The 17,701-nt window shown below is 40.5% G+C and carries 24 protein-coding genes; 11 read left to right on the top strand and 13 right to left on the bottom strand.

The genetic code is table 11. From position 1 onward, the window contains the following. The first annotated feature begins 76 nt into the window (after positions 1-76). From DSL64_RS15715 to DSL64_RS15670, 10 genes are all read left to right on the top strand, one after another. Positions 77-868: an MbnP family protein gene (locus DSL64_RS15715; protein ID WP_147300373.1), complete on the top strand. Its 792-nt coding sequence runs from the start codon at positions 77-79 to the stop codon at positions 866-868. A 3-nt stretch (positions 869-871) separates the two neighbouring features. Continuing rightward, positions 872-1,924 (top strand): cytochrome-c peroxidase, encoded by a 1,053-nt coding sequence (locus DSL64_RS15710; protein ID WP_115831866.1) that lies wholly within the window; start codon positions 872-874, stop codon positions 1,922-1,924. Positions 1,925-2,096: 172 nt separating this feature from the next. Beyond that, positions 2,097-2,576, top strand: a complete 480-nt coding sequence (locus DSL64_RS15705) for a hypothetical protein (RefSeq protein ID WP_115831865.1) — start codon at positions 2,097-2,099, stop codon at positions 2,574-2,576. Beyond that, positions 2,573-3,193 (top strand): SCO family protein, encoded by a 621-nt coding sequence (locus DSL64_RS15700; RefSeq protein ID WP_115831864.1) that lies wholly within the window; start codon positions 2,573-2,575, stop codon positions 3,191-3,193. Before DSL64_RS15705 ends, DSL64_RS15700 begins: the two co-directional genes overlap by 4 nt. Positions 3,194-3,236: 43 nt before the next feature. Beyond that, positions 3,237-3,584 carry a c-type cytochrome gene (locus tag DSL64_RS15695; protein ID WP_229217101.1) on the top strand — a complete coding sequence of 116 codons (348 nt, stop codon included), beginning with the start codon at positions 3,237-3,239 and terminating at the stop codon, positions 3,582-3,584. Positions 3,585-3,719: 135 nt separating this feature from the next. Further along, entirely contained in the window at positions 3,720-4,196 is a 477-nt protein-coding gene (locus DSL64_RS15690) for a recombinase family protein (RefSeq protein ID WP_147300372.1), read from the top strand. Positions 4,197-4,482: 286 nt separating this feature from the next. Continuing rightward, entirely contained in the window at positions 4,483-5,382 is a 900-nt protein-coding gene (locus DSL64_RS15685; protein WP_158547933.1) for a SphA family protein, read from the top strand. Between the two features lie 36 nt (positions 5,383-5,418). Then, complete coding sequence (locus DSL64_RS15680) at positions 5,419-6,588, top strand: alcohol dehydrogenase catalytic domain-containing protein (RefSeq protein WP_115831861.1); 1,170 nt, start codon at positions 5,419-5,421, stop codon at positions 6,586-6,588. Between the two features lie 312 nt (positions 6,589-6,900). Further along, positions 6,901-7,287, top strand: coding sequence for a nuclear transport factor 2 family protein (locus tag DSL64_RS15675; RefSeq protein WP_199539407.1), 387 nt, complete (start codon positions 6,901-6,903; stop codon positions 7,285-7,287). Positions 7,288-7,627: 340 nt separating this feature from the next. Continuing rightward, positions 7,628-8,239, top strand: coding sequence for a methyltransferase domain-containing protein (locus DSL64_RS15670; RefSeq protein ID WP_115831859.1), 612 nt, complete (start codon positions 7,628-7,630; stop codon positions 8,237-8,239). A gap of 171 nt (positions 8,240-8,410) precedes the next feature. On the opposite strand, the gene DSL64_RS15665 is transcribed toward DSL64_RS15670, so the two are convergent. The 4 genes from DSL64_RS15665 to DSL64_RS15650 are packed head-to-tail and all read right to left on the bottom strand — an operon-like array spanning position 8,411 to position 10,924. Further along, positions 8,411-8,800: a nuclear transport factor 2 family protein gene (locus DSL64_RS15665; RefSeq protein WP_115831858.1), complete on the bottom strand. Its 390-nt coding sequence runs from the start codon at positions 8,798-8,800 to the stop codon at positions 8,411-8,413. Between the two features lie 15 nt (positions 8,801-8,815). Further along, positions 8,816-9,712 carry an SDR family oxidoreductase gene (locus tag DSL64_RS15660; RefSeq protein ID WP_115831857.1) on the bottom strand — a complete coding sequence of 299 codons (897 nt, stop codon included), beginning with the start codon at positions 9,710-9,712 and terminating at the stop codon, positions 8,816-8,818. A 25-nt stretch (positions 9,713-9,737) separates the two neighbouring features. Further along, positions 9,738-10,502, bottom strand: coding sequence for an MBL fold metallo-hydrolase (locus DSL64_RS15655; RefSeq protein ID WP_115831856.1), 765 nt, complete (start codon positions 10,500-10,502; stop codon positions 9,738-9,740). Positions 10,503-10,546: 44 nt separating this feature from the next. Continuing rightward, positions 10,547-10,924: a nuclear transport factor 2 family protein gene (locus DSL64_RS15650; protein WP_115831855.1), complete on the bottom strand. Its 378-nt coding sequence runs from the start codon at positions 10,922-10,924 to the stop codon at positions 10,547-10,549. A 111-nt stretch (positions 10,925-11,035) separates the two neighbouring features. Between DSL64_RS15650 and DSL64_RS15645 the strand changes: the two genes are divergently transcribed. Continuing rightward, positions 11,036-11,368 carry a winged helix-turn-helix transcriptional regulator gene (locus DSL64_RS15645; RefSeq protein ID WP_115831854.1) on the top strand — a complete coding sequence of 111 codons (333 nt, stop codon included), beginning with the start codon at positions 11,036-11,038 and terminating at the stop codon, positions 11,366-11,368. A 73-nt stretch (positions 11,369-11,441) separates the two neighbouring features. Here DSL64_RS15645 and DSL64_RS15640 read toward each other — a convergent pair whose 3' ends face one another. The 9 genes from DSL64_RS15640 to DSL64_RS15600 form a co-directional block, all read right to left on the bottom strand. After that, positions 11,442-11,795: a hypothetical protein gene (locus DSL64_RS15640; protein ID WP_115831853.1), complete on the bottom strand. Its 354-nt coding sequence runs from the start codon at positions 11,793-11,795 to the stop codon at positions 11,442-11,444. 11 nt (positions 11,796-11,806) lie between these two features. Then, the gene (locus DSL64_RS15635; RefSeq protein ID WP_115831852.1) at positions 11,807-12,433 is read right to left on the bottom strand and encodes an ExbD/TolR family protein; all 627 of its coding nucleotides are present in this window, start codon (positions 12,431-12,433) and stop codon (positions 11,807-11,809) included. Positions 12,434-12,531: 98 nt separating this feature from the next. Beyond that, the gene (locus DSL64_RS15630) at positions 12,532-13,413 is read right to left on the bottom strand and encodes a helix-turn-helix domain-containing protein (RefSeq protein ID WP_115831851.1); all 882 of its coding nucleotides are present in this window, start codon (positions 13,411-13,413) and stop codon (positions 12,532-12,534) included. Between the two features lie 209 nt (positions 13,414-13,622). Then, positions 13,623-14,213, bottom strand: a complete 591-nt coding sequence (locus DSL64_RS15625; RefSeq protein WP_115831850.1) for a TlpA family protein disulfide reductase — start codon at positions 14,211-14,213, stop codon at positions 13,623-13,625. A gap of 66 nt (positions 14,214-14,279) precedes the next feature. Next, a complete protein-coding gene (locus tag DSL64_RS15620) occupies positions 14,280-14,669 on the bottom strand; it encodes a YidH family protein (protein WP_115831849.1) in 390 nt (129 codons plus the stop codon). A gap of 7 nt (positions 14,670-14,676) precedes the next feature. Beyond that, positions 14,677-16,047 (bottom strand): MBL fold metallo-hydrolase, encoded by a 1,371-nt coding sequence (locus tag DSL64_RS15615; protein ID WP_115831848.1) that lies wholly within the window; start codon positions 16,045-16,047, stop codon positions 14,677-14,679. 204 nt (positions 16,048-16,251) lie between these two features. Beyond that, complete coding sequence (locus DSL64_RS15610; protein WP_115831847.1) at positions 16,252-16,665, bottom strand: DUF6691 family protein; 414 nt, start codon at positions 16,663-16,665, stop codon at positions 16,252-16,254. 4 nt (positions 16,666-16,669) lie between these two features. After that, positions 16,670-17,227, bottom strand: coding sequence for a YeeE/YedE family protein (locus DSL64_RS15605; RefSeq protein ID WP_115831846.1), 558 nt, complete (start codon positions 17,225-17,227; stop codon positions 16,670-16,672). A 14-nt stretch (positions 17,228-17,241) separates the two neighbouring features. Continuing rightward, positions 17,242-17,691, bottom strand: a complete 450-nt coding sequence (locus tag DSL64_RS15600; RefSeq protein ID WP_115831845.1) for a methyltransferase family protein — start codon at positions 17,689-17,691, stop codon at positions 17,242-17,244. Positions 17,692-17,701: the final 10 nt, after the last annotated feature.

Here is a 17,701-nt window from a genome sequence, read left to right as displayed (position 1 = left end):
GGGCATATTGAGGCTGTCAGTGTTCTATGCAACCCTGTTTAATTCTCTTTATAAATATCAAGATAAACTCATAAATATGATACGCATATTCATTCTCGCGTTAATCTCAGCACTTTGTCCTTCCTACTCGGAGGCGAAAAATCCACCCGGTGTAATGCCGACCACGTCCGGCGAGCTGGTCATCACTTTTGATGCAAGGATTGGAAATAAGGATTTCGCTTTGAACCAAGACTTCAACATAGGAAGTCAGACGCTGAATTTTAATAAGTTACGATATTGGGTCAGCAACCTGGTTCTGATCACTGTGCAGGGTACGGAATATATTGTTCCCGATTCCTATTTTCTAATGGAGGAGGTAGATGACCTGAATCTTTCAGGCACTATTAAAGATAAGATGACTTACCCGGCCAACAAACGCGAAACAATAACTTTAAAAAATGTTCCAGCCGGCAAGTACAAGTCAGTTAAATTTTCAATTGGAGTAGACTCGAAGTTCAACGACAATTTGAGTCTTCGGGCAGGTGAGCTTACAATCGCCAATGGCATGAGCAGTATTGTTTGGATGTGGCACTCCAGCTACATCTTCAGCTCGATTGCCGGTTCTGTAAAGCAAGGCGCAGAAACGAAAGACTTCAAGGTTGAAACAGGATTGAATGCCAACTACCAGACCAGGACTGTTGACTTTCCAGCTCCAATCAATTCAACTGCTTCCAAAGGTATTGTCTTAAATGTAGATGTTGCCAAAGTGTTTGATGGTATCGACTTGATCAAGACCCCATTGATAAATGCCATGACGGCTCCTTTAATGACATCCGTAGCAAATAACCAGGCGACAAAAGCAATCGTATTTGGATCTGAAACTAAGTAGTAAATGCATATCATAGGATCAGTAAGCTTTGTGATAGCAGTGACTATCACTGCTTGTGACAAAAACGGAATTAATCCCAAATCCTATGGATTTTTGATTCCCGAACACTTCCCACAGCCTATTTTCGATACCGGTAATCCGTCAAGCCGGGAAGGTATTGAATTGGGAAGGATGCTGTTTTATGATAACAAACTCTCGGCCAATAACAAAATATCATGCGCTAGTTGCCACGATCCCAAACTTGCTTTTAGTGATGGCCTTCAATTTGGTAGCGCAGGCGTTTCAGCGACTCCATTACTTCGGCATTCACCTGCTCTGTTCAATCTGGCATGGGCAAACAAAGGCCTTTTTTGGGACGGAGGTGCTACCAACCTGGAGTCTCAGGTGTTTGCGCCGTTAACTGCGCATGATGAAATGGCACAAGACTTAGATCAGCTCATCATTGAACTCAATTCGGTTGCAAGGTATGTTTCTGGTTTTCAGGAAGCTTTTAATCAGCCTGTAAACATCCAAAATGTAGCCAAGGCATTAGCGCAATTCCAACGGTCTTTGGTTTCAGCAAATTCAAAATATGATCGTTATCGATTGAAAACGAAAGGGGCCTCATTAACAATGGAAGAGATCAAGGGCCAGGTACTTGTGAAGCAAAAATGTCAGGGATGTCATGTAGGTGAACTGTTTACCGACTTCGACTTCCATAACAATGGTCTTGATACAGATTTTTCAGACGCCGGTCATGAAGGTATTTACATGGGACGGTTCAGAATCACTTATGACATAAATGATCTGGGAAAGTTCAAAACACCGTCTCTGAGAAATGTGGCACTGACTTCACCATATATGCACAATGCCCGCTTCTCTACACTGGAGGAAGTGGTCGAACATTATTCGTCGGGAATAAAAGGTTCTGTTACTCTTGATCCCCTGCTACCGCGAAATGGTTTTAAGCTGTCAGCTCAGGAACAAAAACAAATTATTGCATTCCTGCATACGCTGACCGATCACACTTTTATATCAGATCAAAAGCACTTTTTACCACCAAATTTTGAACAATGAACAGATTATTGCGTCAGGATGAAATCGAAAGCCTCCTAAGCGGTACTGGTGTCACTATCCCAGTTAGTAGCGCGGGTAAATCTTTATTTATTATGGCATTGACCGGCATTCATTGCCTGGTTATTGCCTCAATTGTACTAATGCTACTCAAAATTATTTAAAATCAATTTTCATGAAAAAACTAGCAATCCTAATTTTTGCAGCACTTGCTGTCACAGCGTGCAATAACGATAAACAAACCTCCAGTGAGGGCCATGATTCAGACAAACATTCAAAGTCTGAAAACCCAAAAACCAAAGAGCTCATGGATCTTCATGACGCCATCATGCCAAAAATGGGAGAAATTATGACATCCAGGAAGCTCCTTGAAAATCTTGTCAACGACCTGGACAGTCTGTACAAGGTAAATCCCACAGCAGATCTAAAAATGCAAAAACAAAATGTGTTGGATGTGATCGATCAGTTGAAGGTGGCAGATAAATCTATGATGGACTGGATGCATCAATATAAATCAGACACCCTTAAAAGCCTTGATGCAGGTCAGCAGGATGCATACATAGCTGACCAAAGGTCCAGGATGGAAAATGTAAAAGATCAGACATTGAATGCAATTTCATCATCAAAAGAAACTCTTAAAAACGTAAACAAATGAGATCAATAATCTTGTGTGTTCTGGTCATTGCAGCTCTTGGATGCAAACGAGAAAAATTGCCGTTCCTGGGTGAACCCGATGCTGTTTTAGAGATGGTAGAAGGTATTGAAACCGAAGTACTAAAGTATCCCAAAATTCCTCAATACTCTTTTGTAAACCACTTAGGCAAAAAATTTACAGAAGCAGAAATGGAAGGAAAAATCTATGTTGCAGACTTCTTTTTTACTACATGTCCGACAATTTGCCCGATTATGAAGTCGAATATGTTGACTGTTTTTGAACGCTTCAAAGACAATGACGCTGTTGGTATCCTCTCCCATACTATAGACCCTGATCATGACACGCCAGCGGTACTCAGTAAGTATGCCAGTGATATGGAGCTAACAGGAGATATGTGGCAATTTGTAACTGGTAAGCGCGAGGATATCTACGAAATCTGCCAAAAGCATTACTTCGTTAGTGCTATGGAGGCACCAAACGAACCCGGTGGATTAATACACAGTGGATCCTTCGTATTGGTTGATAAAAACAAATACGTACGGGGTATTTACGACGGCACGTCAAAGGAGAGCACTGCCAAGCTGATAAAGGATATGGAGGTACTCTTAGACGAGTAGCAAACCGCATCTGTGAACAAAACAATCTTAATCCTACAATATTATGAGAACGAAAATAATAGTCAATTTAATCGTGATCTTTCTTTCATTTACGGCAGAGCAGGTCTTAGCCCAACAAAAACAGATCAAAATCCCCGAAGATATATCCAAGCTCCTTCAGCAATATGCTTGCCTGGCGTGTCATAAGGCTGATGCCAGAGTTGTTGGGCCAGCTTATGTAGATGTAGCAAAAAAGAAATATACAAACGCTCAAATTGTCGAGCTGATCTACAAGCCCAAGCCATCTAACTGGCCAGGATATCCGCCTATGTTTCCTATGAAAAACGTACCGGAAAAAGATGCATTAAAAATTGCTGCCTGGATCAACTCACTGGCAAATAAGAGATCATAGATTTTTGCCATGGATCGCAGATTTCGATAGTAGTCATTGAGCCCATGAGGTTAAAGGTTACTATCGATTCTGTTAACTCAGAGGATAATTTGAAATATGGCCTTGTGGCTGTCCAGGTACATAATTTATTTAAAGATGAATAAAAAACTAAGGAATCTGTTTGAAAACGTATTAAGAAAATTAGCGTCTGGCGATTGCCGGCAAATGGTAGTCAATGAATTGAACACCATATCTAAAATTGACATCAATCAAAAATTTCATCCAGACCAATGTGGTCATGGAGTATTGTTTAATGCCTTGTCCGAGATGTATACAGAGGGTCGACGCACGGCTGAATCTTTAATGTCGTCTTATAGTCCCGGTGCCAGATATCAGGAATATCTTAAAGTATCTGTCCGTACAAAATTGCCAACGGCTACTATTGCCGCCGACAAGTTTGCCCTTGAACTAGCCCCTGTAATAAAGAGAATCAGACGCGAAGGGAATACAACATTACAAGCAATTGCCGATCGGTTAACCGACTTAGAAATACCAACTCCAAGAGAGGGCAAGTGGTATCCAAAAACTGTAAGTAAAGTTGAATCCAGGATTAAGAAGTTACAGCAACAATAAGATGATCATCCCATCATCAAAACCGAAAGATCACTCAGATCTTGACGTTGTGACAGCAGAAAGCCACACTTGATACACTTTGCTAAAAGGCAAAATTTATAAGTGGGCAACAAAATTATTAACATACTCAAATTATGGTGCAACCATTATGACACTCATTCCTCAAAATTTATACGTAAGTTTTTATTCCCAATTCTTCTTACGATATCGCAAATGCCGGCGTAAATCCTTTTCGTCGCCAGCTACTAATAGCTGTAAAAGACAATTTTGCCTTTCAATAATATTCGTGCTTGTGTCATGCGCCGGATCGGTAGCCCAGGATCCAGTATTACCTGCCACAAATCTGGGATTAGTCAACAGCTTTGATGGCATGGTCGGAAAGCCGGGATTCGTCTATCAGGGATATGCCCAGGTTTTTCAAACCCGAAAAGTTGTTGGAGATAAAGGGCAGTCCGTTTCAACAGGTTTGAAAATTAATTCGCTGTTGCAGATGAACCAGTTTATATATCTGACGCCTGCGAAGTTTTTAGGCGGGAATTTAGCATTTACTGTTTTAATTCCGATCGTGCAGATTACAGCCGCCAACGAATCCGGACCGGCTCCGTCGGTGAATCCCGGAGTTTTAGGAGACATCGTTCAAGGGACTGCAATTCAATGGTCTGATAGGAAATTATTTAACAGACCATTCTCGCATCGGGCTGAATTGAGTTTTAATCTCCCTCTAGGATCATACGATATGCGTTACAACATAAATCCGTCGGCCCATGCCTACGGGATTGGGGCCTATCATGCTTTTACATTAATGTTGAGCAAAAAAGTGAGTGTCAGTGCAAGAAACCAATTCAATTATAATACACGTATACAGGGACAAAAACAGAAGGCGGGGGCGTATTACAATGGAAACTACACTATTGATTTGGCTGTCAAACCAAATCTCAGAGTTTTGGCGGCAGGCTACCTTTTAAACCAACTAAACCAGGACAGCTTCGATGGCGACAGCCGCTATTACCAAAACCAGATGGGTATTGCAAACACCAGGGAACGTGTTGTCGGATACGGTGTGGGGTTGACCTATTTCACCAAAGGCGGGACTTTTTTTGAGATTAAAACTTTTTTTGAGACTGCCGCAATCAATCGTGTTGTCGGGTACCGTCCCACCATGCGAGTAGTCCTACCAATTCAATAAACAGCCTAATTAATATTATCCCAATCACACCAGGGTGTGACAAAAGGGGAAAGTATATCGGAAAGAGAATTCAGAATGTACAACATTGATCTTAAAGCAAATAAGATGGAAACCATAGCAGGCGTTATAAAGATTAAGGGAGAAAAATTTGAGTTTGAGAAGACCAAAATGAGTGATCTGCTCGCCGACGAGGTATTGATCAAAATAGTTGCGGCAGGCATCTGTAGCAAAGAAATGGCTATGGTGGATCAGCAGATACACAATCCGGATTTCTCTATTTTATGGACACACGAGGGAGGAGGTATCGTGGAAAAGGTAGGCAACAATGTAAAGCACCTGCAACAAGGAGACCACGTTGTACTCACATTCGGATCCTGTGGTAAATGCGAAAGGTGTACACAAGGGCATCCTGCCTATTGCAAGGTTCGTGAACAGTTGAACTTCTCAGACAGTCGTCATCATGGTACACACAATCATGCTGATCTTACAACTGGTAAGAAATTCCATCAGGACGGTTATTCTCCATCTTTATTAGCTACCCATGTGATAGCGCATCAAAACAATACGATCAAGGTCCCAAACGATGCACCTCTGGAAATTTTGGGACCGTTGGGCTTCGAGGTTCAGAATGGTGCAGGGGCTGTCATCAATTCTCTGAAGGTTAGTCGGGGAAAATCCATAGTCATCTCGGGAGCAGACGTTACAGGACTATCGGCAGTGTTGGCAGCAGTGGCATGCTCGGCAGGCACGATCGCTGTCGTTGATGCAGATTCAGAAAGGCTGAACTTTGCAATGGAACTCGGAGCCACTCATACAATTGATAGTTGGGAGCAAAATGTTTCGGAAGAACTAAAAAACATACAACCGCAAGGATTTGACTTCGGTCTGGACATTACTGGAAGAAGTGATATCATTAACAGCTTATTGTCTTCACTGAAACCGTTGGCTGAAATGGGTTTACTCGGTGTATCAACAGAACCTCTTGAAATAGATATGAATTCATTTGTGTCAAGGGGCTTGATACTTAAAGAAATTGTGGGAGGAGACAGCATTCCCTCAGAGTTCTTACCACAATTAGTCAATATGTATCTCCATGGTGAGTTCCCATTCGACAAACTTATCACCAAATATAATCTTGCGGATATTAACAAGGCGATCAAGGACTGTGAAAATGGAAGTTCAATCAAACCTGTCCTTTTAATTTGAAATACAACTGATAACGGTCTTTCCTAAACCCTAATAGTAGCAACTTCCTAACAAGCCAGTTTTTGTTTGACTGCAAAAGATTTAAAAAATTAAACATTGATAGTCAGTTATTCTAACCATCAGGTAAGTACCTTACCACCACGAAGGTACTTGTACAAAGACAAGTTTACTGTTATTTTTAAAGAAGTAATTAATTGAAAATCAACAGGAAGTAAAATCTATCACGGCGATAGCAGGCAAAGCAATTATCCTGAACTAAAAACGAATCGATTTGAAATTCAAGAAAATACAACCAATTTAAAAGCAATCAAAATGACAGCAATTGAAGTAGTAGAGGCTTATTCATTAGCCCTTTCACAAGGAGATATTCCTACGGCATTTTCACATTTCAGCCCTGATGCAAAATGGCATCAACCAGGAAGCCATCAATTTGCAGGAACAAAATCAGGCCTTGATGCCATTGGCAAAATGCTTGGCGATATGATGGGCGTAACACAAGGTTCACTGGTTATAATTCCGACAGGTGCTTTGATGTCTAATGGCAATCTCGTTTCCTTTCCGGTACATTTTAGCGGTAAAATTGGAGAAAAAACTGTGGATATGAATGGTGTAGATCTGTTTGAAGTTGTGGATGAAAAAATTGTTCAGGTCTGGCTATTTTCAGAAGACCAAGCTGCTGAAGATGCATTTTGGGGTTAATTTGATTAACACGCGATATCAAAAGCAGATAATGATTCAGGTATGTTGATTGGCTTGCAACCAAAGTTTTCATCTGGGAACTTTGGTTGTAATTTTGTGTCTCATATTGACGGTATGCAAATGACTATCCAAAATTTTCTGCTTTCGGCCACCAGATAATCAGGTGGTCAACTTCTCCGATATATATATTTTAAACATCAAAGTAGTAACGACTAGCTTTTTTTGGGTAGCAGAAAAGATATTTGCATTTGCCAAGCACAAGGGATATGGCATGAACCGGTGAATGGCGGTATTTCTCAAACCCAATGACGAAATTGATGACTATCAAAAAATTTGCTAAATGAATAATAATAGCGATTATGGTTCTGGAGATTCTATTGGAAAGAACTTTTGGAACGAACTGTGGCAAAAAAACGAAACGGGTTGGGACATCGGGCAGGCTTCACCTGCCATTACCCAATACATGACCCAGTACGCGGATAAAAGTAAGGCCATTCTTATTCCAGGTTGTGGAAATGCTCATGAAGCCGAATTTTTAGTCGCAACCGGTTTTACCAATATCACATTAATAGATATTGCACCAAAAGCCGTTGAAACATTGAGAGAAAAGTTTTCCGACAAGCCTCAGGTAAAAATTTTATGTGAAGACTTTTTTGATCATGAAGGAAATTATGATTTGATCATCGAACAAACATTTTTTTGCGCCATTCCGCCAAGCAGACGAAATGAATACACGAAAAAAATGGCTTCTATACTCAATCCAGACGGTAAAATAATTGGTGTATTATTTAACAAACAATTCAACCAGCCTTTGCCACCATTTGGTGGTTCACCAGACATATACAAGCCAATTTTTGAGCCATATTTTAACATTAAAACCATGGAGGAATGTTATAATAGTATTCCCCCCAGATCCAAAGCAGAGGTATTCATTATTCTTTTGCGTAAATAAGAATGGTAAAAACTGCATCAAAAGTTAGAGATTGTTATTCCCTGATCTCATCCACAGCGAAAGTCTGCTGAAATTAATGAGATTAAAGTGGTTCCACGTATTGGTCTTACAAAAAGAAACGAGGACGGTGTAGCTTAAACGCCAACCGTCCTCGTTAAATATTTTGGGATATTACTTTCCAAAAAATTCATCATCCACCGACTGGTCATCGGAAAATGTCCAAACCTGAATAATCTTTCCCGCTTTTACTTCAAACAGGTCCAGCCCCCCAAGATCCATACTTTTAGTTCCCGTTGTTGCGGTAAACCAAACCGGAACGGCTACCAGATTCCCACTCTCCAACATTGTCCCGTTAGGTCTTACCTGCATATTTCCGGATGTATGGGTCATTATACCTTGAAACATCTGGATAATTTCATTGAGATTGTTCTTCAATCCGGCAAACTTATTGTCTCCCGGTTGGCACCATTTTGTTTCCGGCGTAAATGATGAAAGTGCTTTTTCTAATTCACCCTTAGCCAAGGCGTCAAAGTATGATGCTACAATTTCTTTCGCTTCCATATCTAGTGAAGTTAATTATTTAATAAAATAACCTTTGTTGTCTTTTGCCCATTCCGCTAGCGAAGTCATTTTTACAGGAAGTTTTTCCAAGATTTCATTCATATCCGGGTTGTATTTTGAAGGATATTCAGTTGCGTTCTGAAGACTTTCATAGTAGGCCGCAACGCTTGACGCTCCTGCCTCTCCCACAAATGGCTTTAATATATCACCAAATTCCTTCGGCTTCTGCGGATAATAGACAATTTCCTCTCCTATACCTTTGGAAAACTCTGATGCTAAATCACTACCTTTCAAATTATCCAAACCACTGATTTTGAAAGAATTTGCTTTTAGTTCCGCGTTGTAAATAGCTTCTACAACAAAGGCACTAACATCTCTGGAAGCAATCCATCCGATTGGCATTGCCTCTGGTGTAGGATAAGCCAATTTTCTGTCATTCTTAATGAAAGGTGCACAAAATGCTCCCATCATATTTTCCATGTAGATGGTTGGCTCGATGATTACATAATCCAATCCGCTATTTTTCAAATAATCCTGAACGTCTAATCTTACGTCATCCACAGGAGAACCAATTTTTTGTGACTCAATCCAGCCGCTTGTATTCCACACAATCTTTTTTACTCCATTTGCTTTGGCAGCATCAATGACATTTTTCGAAAATTCAAATCCGTCAAAAGGATTGGGTAAGGATACCGGAATCATAAAAGCAATTGCATCAATGCCTTCGGTGATTTCCAGCATTTTATCTTTGTCATTCAAATTTGCCAATACCGGGGTTGCTCCTGCCTGCGCTAATCTTTCAAAACTCTTTTCAGAGCTGGTAGCAGCAATTACTTCTGCACCTTTTCTCTTAGCTTCACCTATTACATTAAACTGTTGAGAGCCTGTGGCTCCGAATACTAAAATTTTCATTTATTTGATTTTTATAGACCTAATTTTAAAAAATGTATGATTGCCCATCCTCAGGAACATTCACCTTGTCTGTTAATCCTTTTTCACTGAGAAATTCTTTCAAATCTTTTCTGGTAAGCGTATTGTGATTTACGCCTTCCATGTGGCTTACTATGATTGTTGCCGAAGGAGTTGCTTTATGGACCTCGTAAATATCCTTTTTGTTCATAACTACCTGACCGCCAAATACAAATTGATTATCTCCACCATTGAGAACCACCACTTCTGGTTTATGCTGGTTAAGGGCTTCCCTTACCCCTTCGAACCAAACCGTATCGGCAGCTATATACAAGGTTTTTTCTGTCGAATGTTTCAATACCAATCCACAGACCAAACCTGCCAACCGCAGCATATAACCCCTGCCATGCTGCGCCTTGGTTCTGGTGAGTTTTATTTCGCCAAAAACGGAGTTTTCAGTAAGAATTTCTACATTGGTAAAACCCATTTCTTCAATTTTTAACTGATCTGGATAATCCTGAACGAAGATTTTAATTCCCTTGGGCAAGGTGTTTGCAGCTTCTTTATCCCAATGATCAGGATGCAGGTGACTCAAAAAAACAAAGTCAACATCTTTGATAATCTCAGCTTTTGAGATGGGTAAATCGTGCAGAGGATTTCGTTTAAAACTCCACGTTTTTGATGGAATAAATGCCGGTAGCACGCCTCTACCGGAAAGCATCGGGTCAACCAGAATTTTCTTTCCAGCAAATTCTACTATAATTGTGGCGTTTCGTATCTGACGAATTTTCATTTCCGTTTTGTAGTTAAAAAGTTACTTTGCGGATACGATTGTATTTAGAACATTGGGTTGTGATTTGCAGGAGCATCAGGCATCTCCATCATAGCATCCCAGTGTTCGGCTAATTTTCCATTCTCTATTCGATAAATATCAATAAACCTCCATTCCTTTCCAGCCATTTCGGTACGAGAATGAAGAAAAACTATATCATCTTCTGCAACAACGTGTTTAAATACTACTTTTTGTTTCGGCACACCTTGTGAGGCAAGCATTTGGACAACCGCTTTTACTCCATCAGGACCATCAGGAAGAGTTGGATTGTGTTGTATAAAATCCTTACTCATCAGTTCATCTACACCAGTTACATCTAAATCACCAAAAATTCTTTGATAGGCTGTGATGGCTATTTGCTTGTTAGTTTGTGCTTGTGTCATGATATCTATTTTAAGTAATTACTTGTGCAAAAGTATAGCATCACTTACCTTTGCACAAGTACTTACCTATTAGTATAGTACTTACCAAAAGGTTATAATTATTGAATATCAATGGAGAAAAACTTAAAAATAAATCCAGCCTGCGATGAAAGGTGCCCTGTAAGAGCCTCATTGTCTCTGTTAAGTGGTAAATGGACGTTGATGATACTTTTTCAAATCAATGAAAATACTGTCCGATATGGAGAACTGAAAAGAGCAGTAACGGGAATTAGTGAAAAAATGCTCATTCAAGAGTTAAACATGCTTGTTGAGAATAAATTGGTGAGTAAAAAAGCCTATCACGAAATACCACCCAAAGTGGAATACCGACTTACAGAATTAGGTTTGAAGACTTTGCCGATTGTAGATCAGCTCGCTCAATTCGGACTGGAAAATTTGGTTTGACGGTTTTTAGAAAAATTTACTCTTTGGTTATTCTTCCATACACAACTTAATATTAAGCGGCCTTCTATATCAATTAGGATGATACGTTGCGTGAAAAGTATTTTGATTTTAACCAATTGAAAAACAACGGACATAGTCCTCCAATGATAGTTGCTAGGGCAGAGTTAGCTATTGCAGTAAATTGAATGAGGCTATTCTTTGGATTCTGAAACCAAAAAATAAAATAAAATACTACAATCATGCATGCCTGCATGAGGACTAACACCCAAGCCTTAACATCTTTTCTAAGGCCCGTATTTAGTCCAAGCAATGCCGACGCCATAACCGGCGCGAAAACATTGGTAGAAAGCGCGATCATAAACATCAACAGGAAGCTGCGGGTTAAAGTAAATCCCACAATGATCCAAAAACGAATTTTATCTGACATATTAGTAGTGTTTAATCGGCTTTCCAGCCAGCAGGTGCACTCTCAGGATCGGTGATCAAGCTGAACTTATTTATATTCTGCGCTTGTAAGGTTGCTAGAACATTTTTAAAGCTTGGAAAATCCGCATCGTTGTCTCCTCTCACTGAAATTCTTAGCCCGTTGTTGGCTTTTCTTGCATTATAAATCCAGTCTTTCAGTTCATTTTTTGGATCAGCGCCTGTTGAATCTAACGGAATCCCGGATTGGCTAACAGAAGCACGACTCTCCTGACTCAGCGCAAGAAAAGGCTTTAACTGGCTGATCGGCATGCCAAAATTTTCCATCTGCGAAAATGCAATTTTCTCTTTTTCTGTAAAATGAATCCCTTTGGCCTGTGTAACGATATCTAGTAAGGCGATTCGTTTTCTTTTGTCATCAATTCCGAAGAATACATGACCATCCTTATTGAGACTTATAACCATTAAATCTTCTTCAGGTACTTTCGTCTCAGAAATCGATGTTGGAGTTTGCACTTTTCCTGGATCAACCGTTTTAAAGGTTGCCGTCATTATAAAAAATGTCAGGATAAGCAGGTTGACATCCGACATGGCAGTCATATCGATGTGAACACCATGTTTTTTGGGTTTTAAAATTGCCATCTTTTTGGTTGTGAGGAATTTCTGAAAATATTTTCACAACAAAAGAATCGCCAGGCGACTCTATAAAAAAGAGCATAAATACGTAAGTGCGGTATTATTTACGGATTATCACGATATTGAGCAGGTGTAACACCCATTTTCTTGCGAAAAAATTTCCCAAATGCGGATCGATCGAAAAAATCAAGCCGGTGTCCTATCTCTGATACTGTGAGGGATGATTGTTTTAAGAGTACCTGCGCCTCTTGCAGAATCATCTGTTCGATCCATGAATAGGCAGGCCTGCCGGTAATTTTTTTAACTGTTTCACTCAAATGCTTCGATGATATTGAAAGCCTTTCTGCGTAGGTCGATATATTTCTCTCAGTCAGATATTGCTCACTTACAAGTTCTAAATACTTATTTACTAAATCCAGCGACTTACTGTCTTTGTATAAAGAATACTGATGTTTTTCATCTTTGTAAATTTCACTGATATCGTAAAGTACGGCCAGGAGAAGATTTTTAATCGCAGGCCAGTTTTTTCTCTGATCATTCAAAAAACTATTTTCTATTAAGTCTATTATCGTCAATATCCGATCAAGCTCTCTGGTAGCCAGCTTCACAATCGGATAATAGCTGATGTGTAGAAACGGGACCTTGATAACAGACCTGGAATATTCGTTTATCTCACTAACAAATGATTCGTCGAAAAGAATAATTTTCACTCTAAGGTCAGGACTCGTGTCTTTGAAACTGTATATATTCCCTTTCGTACAAGACAATACGTACCCTGTTGTGGCTGAGTATGTTTTTAAGTTGACTGAAAATGTCACTGAACCAGACAATACGATACTTATACCGGAGAAATTTATTCTGAAAGCATTACTCAACAGATTATCAGAGCCGGTTACCACATCAAGTACGAGTGGAGATTTCTCCCAAGTACTCCCGTTCGTCTTTTTTAAAATATCTTTTATTGAATAGAGCTCAAGTGGATCCATTTTACATTTAAATTAGTCTCGGGGCACGGGCCTCTTCACTATCCATTGGTCGAAGGCAATTTCGAGATTTTGGATTTAAAAAGATCAGAACTACAAATTGAGCAAAATTATGGATGACCTGCATTATAATATTCTTACGGACTGTCAAAGAGAATGCAATTTGAGAGAAATCTTACAGTAACATATTTCTGCCAGTCACAAACCTCGTCTCAACGGCTAAGTTTACTGATCATATCCACCAGCTCCGGACTATTATAATCTGCTGCTCCTTCCTGCCGGTAAACCATCTTGCCTTCCTTACTGAGGATCACTGTGGTAGGGATAGCCCCCTGCATAAAAACGGTTGGTATTTCATTGGCGGGGCTCATCACTTCCAAAGCGTAATGGTGCTTTTTCATAAAGCTGGCCGACTTCTCGTAATTGTCGTCGACATCAACCATTAAAAAAACGACATTATCGTTATCCTTGAACTTACGATACAACGCATCAATCGAGGGCATTTCTGCTATACATGGTGGGCACCAGGTTGCCCAAAAATTGATAAATATAACTTTTCCTTTCAGTGATGCCAGGTCAATCGTTTTACCGTCACCATCACGGAATAAAGCATTTGGCAATGGGTCTGTTGAGACGTCATCGGGCTGTTTGCCTATTTTGGGCTGGAACAGTCCCACTTTCATCAGCGTCTGGATGGTCCACGCCTTCACCTCAGGGTTTAAAATCATAGCAGCTAAAAACACCACCATCACCCCCGTAGTTATATTTGATATTGAAAACCATTTCTTCTTCACAATATTCATCTCATTTCTGATTTTAATTTTACCACTCCGCTCCTCCTTACGTCCCCTTTTGTTTTCTCAGACCTGTCACGTCGTTTTCACCAGGTAAACAATTAAAAGTATACTGGCTATAAAAATGACGCATGTGACCGTTTGAATTAAAATAGATGAATGGTAATAATGCTCCCCCTCCAACTGCTTTTTTGTATTCGAATATCTGACATAGGAAAACAAAGTTACCAAAGCTCCCACAGCAACGAGCAAAACGCCAATGACTGGCGAATAGCTTGTAGGCTCAATCTGGGGCCTTTTTGCCAGAACGGCGGAAATCTCTCTGGTGAAAAGTGAAAACTTCACGACAACAAATCCAAAGCCCATAATACCGATGCTTGTACGGATCCATGCAAGAAATGTCCTTTCATTAGCCAGATGATCTCCGGCATTTTGTCTATGATTTGGTTTTGATTCCTGATTCATAAATGTCTTAATGGACTGCCTGATGTTGATCAAATTTTTTGATATGATCGCCGATATCAAAAACTGGTGTGCTCCCTACCACAAGCACGGCAAGTAGCGAACTACCAATGGCGCTTCGGTAGCCTCCCGCACAGTGTACAGCAATTGGCTTGTCAAGAGGAATTTCCCCGATTCTGCTTTTCAACTCTGCCAACGGGATTGCAATACTCGTATGGAAAATTTTATTCGCCGATACTTCCGACACGTTCCGTACATCAACGATTGTGTATTGATCCCGATGCGCTTCAAAGTCTTCAAGATCTAATGGTTGCATAATCTGCTGACCGTCTCTTAACAAAAAAGCCTCTCGGATCCTGGTTTCGTATCCTATGGAGGCAGCCCGTCCTATTAGTCTTTTCAGGGTTTCAGTGTCGTGAGCTGCAAGATAAAACTCTTTTGACGGATCTATCATGCTTCCCAGCCAGGTCTCAAACTTGGTTCCATCCATTATATTGATGGAATTGGCAAGATGACCCTTTTTAAAATCCTCCTGACTACGGCTGTCAACAATCCATATATCGGGATCCAATGGACTGGTTTTACTTTGTTCAGGCGATACAGATATTTTCACCTTGTCTGTACTTTCTCCAAATGCCGATGCTCCTTTTTTGTTTAGTTCAACATCGTAGGGGAAATAGGCCGGGATAAAGGGTTGATCAGATGTCAGTTCTTTTACAAACACCTCTTCGCTCATAGGCTGGAGTGACCAGTTTTCTGCCTTCTGTTCCCCCATGGTACTGCTTGCCGCGTCGCTCAGCGCCTTTCCGCACAAAGTGCCTGCACCATGGGCCGGATACAGTACCACTTCATCAGGTAATTGCATTAATTTATCCCGTAGTGAATGGTACATTTTGGCTGCCAGCTTTTCTCTCTGCACTTCAATGTTTCCATCAGCCTCCCTCAAATCCGGACGACCACAATCCCCAATGAAAAGGGTATCACCACTAAACAAATATTTTGACGCACCGTTATGTTCTAAAAGAACCGATATGCTATCATCCGAATGGCCGGGTGTATTGATGGCCTTTAAAATGATCTTACCAAAGGTTAATACATCTCCATCATCAAAGGATGTAAGTTTATATGTAGCCTCTGTTTTTTTGCTGGCATAAATGGCAGCACCCGTCGATTTGGCAATTTCCAGATGGCTGCTGACAAAATCGGCATGTGAATGGGTTTCTATTACGGCTATAATCTCAGCATGATGCTCTTTTGCGAAACTGTAATACGGCTCCGGATTACGCGCCGGATCTATCAATACCACTTTTGATTCACACTCACTCAGAATGGCATAACTGTAATGCGCCAGAAATTTATCTTCAAACTGTTGGATCTTCATAAACTCCCTTTCTTAAATTAAACTATTGCTTTAAAATTTTATTACGATACAGCCTTGGAACACAACTGTTGTTCCCAATAGAAATTAATTGGGTGAAATAGGAGACCTCAATCAGCACTGGGAAAATCCAGTCAGCGATATCATTTAGTGACTGACTTTATCCGACTGATGTGACATCTAATCTCTACAAGGCTTAATTGCACATTAATGCGGAAGCCATGTCCTGACAATCCCGTATAAGTAAGTTCCGCCAAGAGCTCCTAAAATAACGATAAGCATCGGCCAATAGCCGTAGCCCAAATTGACAAACATAGGACCCGGACATGCGCCTGTCAGGGCCCAGCCCAAACCGAATATTGACCCGTCAAGCAGGTAACGTGGCCAGTTTTTATCCTTATCCTTAAATTCAATCGGTTCTCCGCTGAAATCGTTGATTTTGAATTTTTTGATCAGAAATACAAAAATGGTTCCCAGTACGACAGCTGTTCCAATGATCCCATACATTTGAAAGGACTGGAACCTGAACATTTCCTGGATCCGATACCAGGAAACAGCCTCTGATTTGGCCATGACCACACCGAAAAGAATACCAGTCAAAATAAATTTTAAACCTTTCATTGTCTTAGAAAATTAATGGAAAGAAAAGATAGGTCATCGCAAGACCTCCTATGAAAAAGCCTGTCACCGCAATGAAGGAAGGTATCTGTAAATTGGAAAGCCCGCTGATGGCATGTCCGGACGTGCAGCCACCCGCATACCGTGAGCCAAAGCCTACGAGTGCTCCTCCGGTCAAAAGCACTAAAAACCCCTTTGGTGATGTGGCGAAATCTTTGCCAAAAAGTTGGGACGGATTAAGGCCTCCATCAAAATGAATACCCAAGCCTTTCAAATCGTTTATTGTCGAAGCCGACAATTGAATTGGATCTGGACTGCTTAGCCACTGTGAAACAATGTATCCACCGATGATTGATCCGACTAAAAACAACAGGTTCCAAATCTCTTTATGCCAGTCAAAATCAAAAAATTTAACTCTGCTACCCGCCCCCGAAATTGAACAGATGGTTCTGAGATTAGAAGAAAATCCAAACGATTTTCCAAAATATAAAAGCATGACCATGATCAGACTGATGGCAAAGCCCGAGATGTACCACGGCCAGGGTTGTCTTATGAATTCTAACATATTATCATTAATTTTTATAGAAATGGGAAAAACCGGTAAGTACGGCTCCTGTATTGTTTATAGTGGTCATAAAAAGCCAACAGCATTTCCTCTTCGTATCTGGATTTGAAATAAAAGAGTATCCAAAGTGCAAGGCTGATCATGAGCTTAAATGCATCTCCTGCGTGCAAACCATACCCTACCGCAGCCAAAATGATACCTGAATAAATCGGGTGACGTATGTATCTGTACAGTCCAGATGTAATAAGTTCTCCGTTTTTTACAGGTGATGGAAAAGGGGTTAGGCTCCTTCTGAGCTGATACACCGCTGCCAATATCACCAGCAGCCCTGCCAACGCCAGTATTGCTCCTGCAACTTCGATTATCCTGTGCGCCGAAAAGCTTATTAAATTCGGTACAAAAGCATATAGGCCCGATAAACCGATCTGAACGCTGACAAAAATGATATCCTTTATTTTTCTCATTCAATTGCGG

This window comes from Dyadobacter luteus, assembly GCF_003383615.1.
Lineage (GTDB): Bacteria > Bacteroidota > Bacteroidia > Cytophagales > Spirosomataceae > Dyadobacter > Dyadobacter luteus.
This window is presented reverse-complemented; position numbering and strand designations above follow the sequence as displayed.

Coding starts and splice junctions, on each gene's coding strand:
- DSL64_RS15715 (WP_147300373.1), top strand. CDS start 77: ATGATACGCATATTCATTCTCGCGTTAATCTCAGCACTTTGTCCTTCC.
- DSL64_RS15710 (WP_115831866.1), top strand. CDS start 872: ATGCATATCATAGGATCAGTAAGCTTTGTGATAGCAGTGACTATCACT.
- DSL64_RS15705 (WP_115831865.1), top strand. CDS start 2,097: ATGAAAAAACTAGCAATCCTAATTTTTGCAGCACTTGCTGTCACAGCG.
- DSL64_RS15700 (WP_115831864.1), top strand. CDS start 2,573: ATGAGATCAATAATCTTGTGTGTTCTGGTCATTGCAGCTCTTGGATGC.
- DSL64_RS15695 (WP_229217101.1), top strand. CDS start 3,237: ATGAGAACGAAAATAATAGTCAATTTAATCGTGATCTTTCTTTCATTT.
- DSL64_RS15690 (WP_147300372.1), top strand. CDS start 3,720: ATGAATAAAAAACTAAGGAATCTGTTTGAAAACGTATTAAGAAAATTA.
- DSL64_RS15675 (WP_199539407.1), top strand. CDS start 6,901: ATGACAGCAATTGAAGTAGTAGAGGCTTATTCATTAGCCCTTTCACAA.
- DSL64_RS15670 (WP_115831859.1), top strand. CDS start 7,628: ATGAATAATAATAGCGATTATGGTTCTGGAGATTCTATTGGAAAGAAC.
- DSL64_RS15665 (WP_115831858.1), bottom strand. CDS start 8,800: ATGGAAGCGAAAGAAATTGTAGCATCATACTTTGACGCCTTGGCTAAG.
- DSL64_RS15660 (WP_115831857.1), bottom strand. CDS start 9,712: ATGAAAATTTTAGTATTCGGAGCCACAGGCTCTCAACAGTTTAATGTA.
- DSL64_RS15655 (WP_115831856.1), bottom strand. CDS start 10,502: ATGAAAATTCGTCAGATACGAAACGCCACAATTATAGTAGAATTTGCT.
- DSL64_RS15650 (WP_115831855.1), bottom strand. CDS start 10,924: ATGACACAAGCACAAACTAACAAGCAAATAGCCATCACAGCCTATCAA.
- DSL64_RS15645 (WP_115831854.1), top strand. CDS start 11,036: ATGGAGAAAAACTTAAAAATAAATCCAGCCTGCGATGAAAGGTGCCCT.
- DSL64_RS15640 (WP_115831853.1), bottom strand. CDS start 11,795: ATGTCAGATAAAATTCGTTTTTGGATCATTGTGGGATTTACTTTAACC.
- DSL64_RS15635 (WP_115831852.1), bottom strand. CDS start 12,433: ATGGCAATTTTAAAACCCAAAAAACATGGTGTTCACATCGATATGACT.
- DSL64_RS15630 (WP_115831851.1), bottom strand. CDS start 13,413: ATGGATCCACTTGAGCTCTATTCAATAAAAGATATTTTAAAAAAGACG.
- DSL64_RS15625 (WP_115831850.1), bottom strand. CDS start 14,213: ATGAATATTGTGAAGAAGAAATGGTTTTCAATATCAAATATAACTACG.
- DSL64_RS15620 (WP_115831849.1), bottom strand. CDS start 14,669: ATGAATCAGGAATCAAAACCAAATCATAGACAAAATGCCGGAGATCAT.
- DSL64_RS15615 (WP_115831848.1), bottom strand. CDS start 16,047: ATGAAGATCCAACAGTTTGAAGATAAATTTCTGGCGCATTACAGTTAT.
- DSL64_RS15610 (WP_115831847.1), bottom strand. CDS start 16,665: ATGAAAGGTTTAAAATTTATTTTGACTGGTATTCTTTTCGGTGTGGTC.
- DSL64_RS15605 (WP_115831846.1), bottom strand. CDS start 17,227: ATGTTAGAATTCATAAGACAACCCTGGCCGTGGTACATCTCGGGCTTT.
- DSL64_RS15600 (WP_115831845.1), bottom strand. CDS start 17,691: ATGAGAAAAATAAAGGATATCATTTTTGTCAGCGTTCAGATCGGTTTA.